General features: G+C 65.9%; 5 protein-coding genes. All 5 read right to left on the reverse strand.

The window, feature by feature from the left end:
- Positions 1-125: 125 nt before the first annotated feature.
- Positions 126-2594 (reverse strand): ATP-dependent Clp protease ATP-binding subunit, encoded by a 2469-nt coding sequence (locus tag HMPREF1136_RS01825; protein ID WP_009647610.1) that lies wholly within the window; start codon positions 2592-2594, stop codon positions 126-128.
- 1051 nt (positions 2595-3645) lie between these two features.
- Positions 3646-4026, reverse strand: coding sequence for a D-aminoacyl-tRNA deacylase (gene dtd, locus HMPREF1136_RS10215; protein WP_442852126.1), 381 nt, complete (start codon positions 4024-4026; stop codon positions 3646-3648).
- Between the two features lie 182 nt (positions 4027-4208).
- Complete coding sequence (ygfZ, locus tag HMPREF1136_RS01835) at positions 4209-5378, reverse strand: CAF17-like 4Fe-4S cluster assembly/insertion protein YgfZ (protein ID WP_009647604.1); 1170 nt, start codon at positions 5376-5378, stop codon at positions 4209-4211.
- Positions 5371-6039, reverse strand: coding sequence for a heme-binding beta-barrel domain-containing protein (locus HMPREF1136_RS01840; protein WP_034504432.1), 669 nt, complete (start codon positions 6037-6039; stop codon positions 5371-5373). The genes ygfZ and HMPREF1136_RS01840 overlap by 8 nt, the downstream gene beginning before the upstream one ends.
- A 307-nt stretch (positions 6040-6346) precedes the next feature.
- Positions 6347-7363, reverse strand: a 1017-nt coding sequence (locus tag HMPREF1136_RS01845) for a hypothetical protein (protein ID WP_232204151.1), incomplete at its 5' end; no start/stop codon positions are given.

Below are 7363 nucleotides of genomic sequence, written 5' to 3' on the forward strand. Positions count from 1 at the left end.
TTCATAGTTAATGAGAATCTATCAGAGCCACAATTACTTGACAACCAGAGAGCGACCCGCCGTTATACGACGGGCCGCTCCCACAGAGGCGAAGGTTTGTCAACCTTAGACAATTGGTGAGTAAATCACTCTCCGTTGAAGGTAAAAGTCCGTTCCTTACCCTCTCCAGTGACACCAACCGTGACAACCTGACCAGGTTGCAGCTCTCCGAAAAGGATCCTCTCGGACAGCGCATCCTCGATTTCGCGCTGGATCGCGCGACGCAGCGGACGCGCACCAAGCACCGGATCGAAGCCCACGTCAGCCAGCAGCTCGCGTGCCTCGTCCGTCAGTTGCAGACGCATATCCTGCGCCTCCATACGCTTGGCGAGCTTCGCGATCATCAGGTCGACAATGCGCGCAATCTCCGGCTTCGTCAACGGCGGGAACACAATCGTATCATCAACACGGTTGAGGAACTCCGGACGGAAGTGCTGCTTGAGCTCCTCCGCAACCTTCGACTTCATGCGACCGTAATCATGCGTCGAGTGATCCGCAGTCTGGAAGCCCGTCAGCACGCCCTTATTAATATCGCGGGTACCCAGATTCGTCGTCATGATGATGACGGTGTTCTTGAAGTCCACCTTTCGGCCCTGAGAGTCCGTCAGGCGGCCCTCCTCCAGGATCTGGAGCAGTGAGTTGAAAATGTCCGGGTGAGCCTTCTCGACCTCATCGAAGAGGACGACCGAGAACGGCTTACGGCGAACCTTCTCCGTGAGCTGACCACCCTCGTCGTAACCGACGTAGCCGGGAGGAGCACCGAAAAGGCGCGACGCCGTGTGCTTCTCAGAGAACTCGGACATATCCAGCTGGATCAAGGCATCCTCATCACCGAAGAGGAACTCGGCGAGAGCCTTCGCCAGCTCCGTCTTACCCACACCCGTCGGACCCGCAAAGATGAACGAGCCACCGGGACGGTTCGGATCCTTCAGGCCCGAGCGCGTACGGCGGATCGACTGAGCGAGAGCCTTCACGGCCTCGTCCTGGCCAATAACGCGCTTATGCAGCTCATCTTCCATCTTGAGCAGCTTCGCGGTCTCCGTCTGAGTCAGGCGCACGACCGGGATACCCGTCGACATGGCCAGGACCTCGGCGATCTCCTGGTCCCCGACCTCGGCGATCTCGTCGGACTCGCCGCCCTTCCAGGCCTCCTCCTTCGCCTTGCGTTCTTCGGACAGCTTCGACTCCTGATCGCGCAGCGACGCGGCCTTCTCGAAGTCCTGATCGTCGATGGCCGCCTCCTTGTTGCGGCGCACCTCGGCGATCTTCTCATCCAGCTCGCGCAGCTCCGGCGGCGCGGTCATGCGGCGGATACGCAGGCGCGCCCCGGCCTCGTCCACCAGGTCGATGGCCTTATCCGGGAGGAAACGATCCGAGATGTAGCGATCCGCCAGCTCGGCGGCTGCCTGGATCGCGGCGTCCGTGATGATGACGCGGTGGTGCGCCTCGTAGCGGTCGCGCAGGCCCTTGAGGATCTCCACCGTCTCCTCAACGCTGGGCTCCTCGACCTTCACCGGCTGGAAGCGGCGCTCGAGAGCCGCATCCTTCTCGATGTACTTGCGGTACTCGTCGTTCGTGGTCGCGCCAATCGTCTGGAGCTCGCCGCGCGCCAGCATGGGCTTGAGCATCTGGGCCGCGTCGATCGATCCCTCGGCGGCACCCGCACCCACGAGGGTGTGGATCTCGTCGATGAACAGGATGATGTCGCCGCGCGTGCGGATCTCCTTGAGGACCTTCTTCAGACGCTCCTCGAAGTCGCCGCGGTAACGCGAACCCGCGACCAGCGACCCCATGTCAAGGCTGTAGATCTGCTTATCCTTGATGGTCTCAGGCACGTCGCCGTGCACGATCGCCTGGGCGAGGCCCTCAACGACCGCGGTCTTACCGACGCCGGGTTCACCGATCAGGACCGGGTTGTTCTTCGTGCGGCGCGACAGGACCTGCATGACGCGCTCCATCTCGACGCGGCGGCCGATGACGGGGTCCAGCTTGTTCTCGCGCGCGGCCTGCGTCAGGTTGCGACCAAACTGCTCAAGGATCGCGGAATTCGAGCGCTCTGGGCCGCCCGAACCGCCCACGCCCGCGCCCACCGACTCGCGGCCCTCGTCGTCGCCGCGCTGGTAGCCGCTCAGCATCTGGATGACGGTCTGGCGCACCTGCGCCAAATCCGCGCCCTGCTTGGTGAGCACCTGGGCGGCCACACCCTCACCCTCCTTCAGGAGGCCGAGCAGCAGGTGCTCCGTGCCAATGTAGTTGTGGCCCAGCTGCAGGGCCTCGCGCAGGCTCAGCTCAAAGACGCGCTTGGCGCGCGGCGTGAAAGGAATGTGGCCCTCGACCGGCTTCTCACCCTCACCGATGATCTCAATGACCGAGGCGCGCACGGCCTCGCCCTTGATGCCCATCGTCTCCAGGGCCTTCGCGGCCACGCCCTCACCCTCAGAGATCAGGCCGAGCAGCAGGTGCTCCGTGCCAATGTAGTTGTGCTTAAGACCGCGGGCCTCGTCCTGCGCGAGCACGACGACACGGCGCGCACGGTCAGTAAAGCGTTCGAACATGTCTCTCCTTGTTTCAGGGGCAGCTGCCCCGCCGAACTCGGCGTACACCCGTCCCAGTTGACTAGTTACAGACTACGGAAAGCCCGAGCGCCGTGCGCGCGCTTTCGCCCTGGGCGCAGGGACGAGGCCGGGGCGGGGTGACGGGGCCTCTGCAGCACGAAGCCGAGGTAGGGGGCAAGGATACGGGACTGGCACATGACACTTCGGTAGTACTGAGCTAATGCAGAGTCAAGGCGTCGTCAGCGCCGGATCAAGGCGGGGCATGAGATCGAGGCAATGCAGTGCAGGCAGCGAGAATGAGGCACGCACGGCAATAACTAATCCCAGCGCCCCCCAAAAGCCGGGCCTGCGCTCCTCCCTCAAAGTCGCATGCAATTCCCCCACACCAGATTTCACCAACCCCAGAAACGTTGCAATTGCAACGCCCGTGCTTCAACACGTGAAAGGTTGCCATGGGAATTGCATGCGACATTGGGGAGCAACCACGCTCTGTGGCCACACGCAGATTCCATGCAGCTAGCCCCACAAGAGACACTGCACGCGGCTGAGCGCAGCAATGCACCAGTTAGGGGGCATTACACCAGTTAGGGAGCATTACACCAGTTCCCAGCTGGTGTAATACCCACCCAAGTGGTGTAACACCACTTAAGAACAAGCGTGGACGCGGAGCTGTCGAGAGCATTCAACCCTATCGGCAGGATTCAACCTCATCGGGAAGATTCAACCCGATCAGAAGGGGTTGAAGCTTACCGATCAGGTGCAACACCCCATCGGTAACAAGTGCGAGCGCGGATCCGCGCACACCTGACCCCATAGCTTGAGGCGCGGCAGGCGCAATACCAACATTGACGAGGCGGGGACGGGCGACGCGCCCTATCAAGCATCACAACAGTGAGGGAGCATGACACCAGCTCCCCACTGGCGCAATACCCACCTAAGAGGCGTAACACCAGTAAGGAACAAGAACAGTCGCGGCACGAGCGACTGCGGACTCGTCATCGGCGACGCAACACCACCGAAAACAAGCGAAGACGCGGCATTACCGGAGACACTACGCCTCGACGAGAACCGTGAACGGCCCGTCGTTCACCAGCGAGACCTCCATCATCGCGCCGAACTGGCCGGTTTCGACGTGCAGGCCCCGACCGCGCAGATCGGCCACAACCGCGTCAACGAGGGGTTCGGCCTCGTCCCCGGGGGCGGCGTGAGTCCACGAGGGACGGCGACCCTTGCGAGTGTCCCCATACAGGGTGAACTGCGAGATCACGAGGATCGGGGCGTGCACGTCAAGCGCAGAACGTTCGTCGTCGAGGATGCGCAGCTCGGCGATCTTGCGAGCAATGGTCGTGACCTGAGTGGGACCGTCGCCGCGCTGGACACCCAGGAGGACGACGAGGCCTTGGCGCGCTCCGCCGGAACCCTCCCCCGCCAGGGTGGCCTTGCCGGGTGTTGCGTCGACGTCACCGGGGGTACCCACGCCACGCGACGAAACCTGAGCGGCAGACCCGGCCCCCGCCTCGTCCCCAGCAGAACCAGCAGGAAGCGCGAGGCGGCCGACGACCTCGCCGTCGACGCGGACCTCGCCCGAAGTTGCCCGCTGGATGACGGCGCGCATCAGCGTGCCCCCAGGGCCGAGCCCAGGCCGCCAAAACCCGTTGATCCGCCGCGCTGGCCGGCCTCGCGGGAGAGGTCGGCACCCGGGCGGGTCTGCGGGGACACGGAGGACTTGCCGTGGACGGGCACGATCTCCTCTTGGGCGGCGGCGACGCCGTCGATATCAAACACCGTGGTCACGGGTACGGCGCGCGCGATGAGCGCGAGTGCGATTGGTCCCTCGTCCGCGTGGCGGGCCGACGACGTAATGACGCCGACCTGACGCCCGCCCACCTCGATGGCTGTGCCGGGTGCGGGCAGGTCGCCGCGTGAGCCGTCCAGCTGCAGGTAGGTGAGGCGGCGCGGGGGGCGTCCCAGGTTGAGGACGCGGGCGATGGTTTCCTGCCCGCGGTAGCAGCCCTTCGCCGTGTGGACGGCGGTGCGCAGCCAGTCCACCTCGGGCGGGATCGCGCGGGCGTCGGTCTCGCGGCCCAGGCGCGGCTTCCACGCGGCGATGCGCATGGCCTCCCACGCCAGGTATCCGGCGCGGCGACGCGAGCCTGCCTCGGGGAACGCGGACAGCCACGCGGCCTCGAACTCGTCCGCAGCCTGCCGTGAAACGGCGTGAAACATCATGGGCGTGCGCGCGCCAGGGTGGCGCTCGCCCTGGAAGTAGGCGGCCCCGCCCTCCACCACGCCGGGCCACGGGTCCTCCCAGGTCCACAGGAGTCCGGGCAAGCCCACCACCGAATCGGGCGTGTTTGCGCCCGCGCGGACCGAGGAGAACACGACGACATCGCACTCGGAAACCGCGACGCGCAGCGCAAAACGCATCGAATCAAGGAACGCCACGAAAGAATCGACGTCCGAGCGCTCCACGATCAGGCGCAGCGCCTCGCCATCGTCGCTCGCGCCCGCCCAGTGCTCGACGCGCCCCTCGGGCGAGAGGATCAGCAGCTCGCGGCTCATGCCGGGCACGAGGTCCGTGACGATCTGGGAGGCGAGCGACGTCAGCCACGTCAGCCGATCAGCCCCCGACACAGAAATGACCGCCAGGTCTGGGCGGCGCACCAAGGCGCGACCAGCTTCAAGGGCCCACTGCTCCCCCGACGGATCCCCACAGTGCGCGGTCGCGCCGAAGGAGGCCACGGCCTCGTCGACGAACTCGGAATCAACCGAAGGCTCAGACAAGGAAGCCGCCCTGCGAGTCGTCAATGCCGTCGATGACCTCGCCGGATTCCGTGGAGGCCTGCTCGGTGCGGTGCAGGCGGCCCGAGATCTCGACGTCGGCCTCATCCTGGCCATCGAGTGTGCGTTCCTGCGTCCACATGAGTTCGCCGGCAACCAGGCCGAACATGCGGCCCAAGTGCGTCAGACGGGGCGCGTCCACGCCAAGCGCGATCGCGTCGGAGACCATCTGCACGCGCGGGCCGACGCTCACGCCGTCCCACACAGCGCTGTGACCTTCGGTGGAGGCAGAGGTCGCCGTGAACTCGCGGGAGTTGTACTGGCCGGGCGGCGGCAGCGGCGCGTCGGAGGGCGCGACGGATACGTACAGGGTCTCTTCGCTGATCAGGTCGCCCTTCTTGATAGCAGCCAGGCCCTGCGCAGCGTCCCACGTGGGGTCGATCGGGGCGGCAGACTCACCCGCATACACGCGGGTCACCAGGCGCATCTGCTCGCCGACGACGTCGCCGCGGATCTCCTCGATGACGGGCGAATCAGCAGGGGCCTCGGCGGAAGCTTCCTGGCCGGGGGCGGGGTTTGCGTGCATGCCCCACCCCTCCCAGGTTCCGAGCATCCACGCGACGGGAGCAACGAGTGCGGGCAGGTCAGCAGGTATCACCATCATGACTCCAGCCTAACGCGTGGGGCGGGCGGGCACCGCGCGGCGCGGGGGCGCGCAGCTGGCGGCGAACAGGGACGAGACCCGGGCCGCCTCCCGGGGCAGGCGCGGTTGAGGAAGGCGCAGCCCAACGAGGCCCGGGCCGCCTCCCGGGGCAGGCGCGGTTGAGGAAGGTGCAGCCCAACGAGGCCCGGGCCGCCTCCCGGGGCAGGGTCCGGTTCTGGAAGACACAGCGGGTAACAACCCGGCCACCCAGCCGCTACCTCGTTAATACAACGTGACCAGCCACCGCCTCGTCGAGGCGAGGCACGTCTCAGATGCCGCCGATGCGCGTCATCGCGTAGACGGGCAGGGCAGCGACAAGGAATTTGGCGGCACCACGACCGAGGAGGGAGGCGAGCTGGGCGGAGGCGGCGCGCTCACCGAGGAGCGCGTCAACGACCGACACGGCAAAGCCGACGCCGGCACCGGTGATGCCACCCATGGTGAGGAATGCGGCGAAGTCGCCGAGGATATTGGCGATAGAGGGGAAGACGACGGGCAGCAGGTCAGAGGTGTGCCCGAGCAGCCACGCGATCGAGGAAATGATGAGTCCCGCGAACAGGCCGAACGCCGCGGAGTAGAACACCCCCGCGGTCGAGGAGCGCCCACTGTTCGCCGACACGGCTACGACGATGACGACCAGGGCGGCCATGGGCACGACGACCGACCAGCGCGCGTGGACCGTCAGGGACACCCACATGGACCCGGCTGTAATGATGAGGAGCGCAGTCACCGACGAGGTGAGGGCTGCGGTCAGCGACGTCGACCCCCAGTGTTCGGTCGTATTTCCCACCGAGTGGTCACGCGGTGCGGGCGCGTCAAGGATCGTCGCAGCCACCAGGAACACGAGCATGATACCGGTCAAGGGGATCGCAATGTCAAGGTTCTTCCAGTACGCGACGCCGATGGGGGTGAGCGCCCCACCGAGCGCAAGCACTGCCTGCGCGAGCCACGGCATGTGCAGTCGCGCCAACGTCGGCCACGCGAGCGCCAACAGGAACGAGGCGAGCGCGATGACCGGACCGACCGTCCAGCGCGAGCCGGGCAGCCACCACGCGGTGATTGTCAGCGCGGCCAGAAGTGTGACGGTGGCCGTACCAACGCTGACAGACACTCGTCTGGTGGCCAGCGTGTCGCGGCGTACTCCGCGGCTCGAGTCGGTTCGTGTGCGTGTGGGCGAGGTCGATGTCATCACGCTTCCATGGTCCCACATGTCTGGAGTCGACGAGGCCATGGCCGCCCGCGCGGGTCTTCCTGAGACGGCGGGTCGGGATCGTGGCGAGGCGGG

It is taken from the genome of Actinomyces sp. ICM47, from assembly GCF_000278725.1.
Taxonomy (GTDB): domain Bacteria; phylum Actinomycetota; class Actinomycetes; order Actinomycetales; family Actinomycetaceae; genus Pauljensenia.

What these genes read in the sequence shown, in the direction of transcription:
- HMPREF1136_RS01840 (WP_034504432.1), bottom strand. Translation starts at nt 6,039, where the DNA reads ATGATGGTGATACCTGCTGACCTGCCCGCACTCGTTGCTCCCGTCGCG.
- HMPREF1136_RS01825 (WP_009647610.1), bottom strand. Translation starts at nt 2,594, where the DNA reads ATGTTCGAACGCTTTACTGACCGTGCGCGCCGTGTCGTCGTGCTCGCG.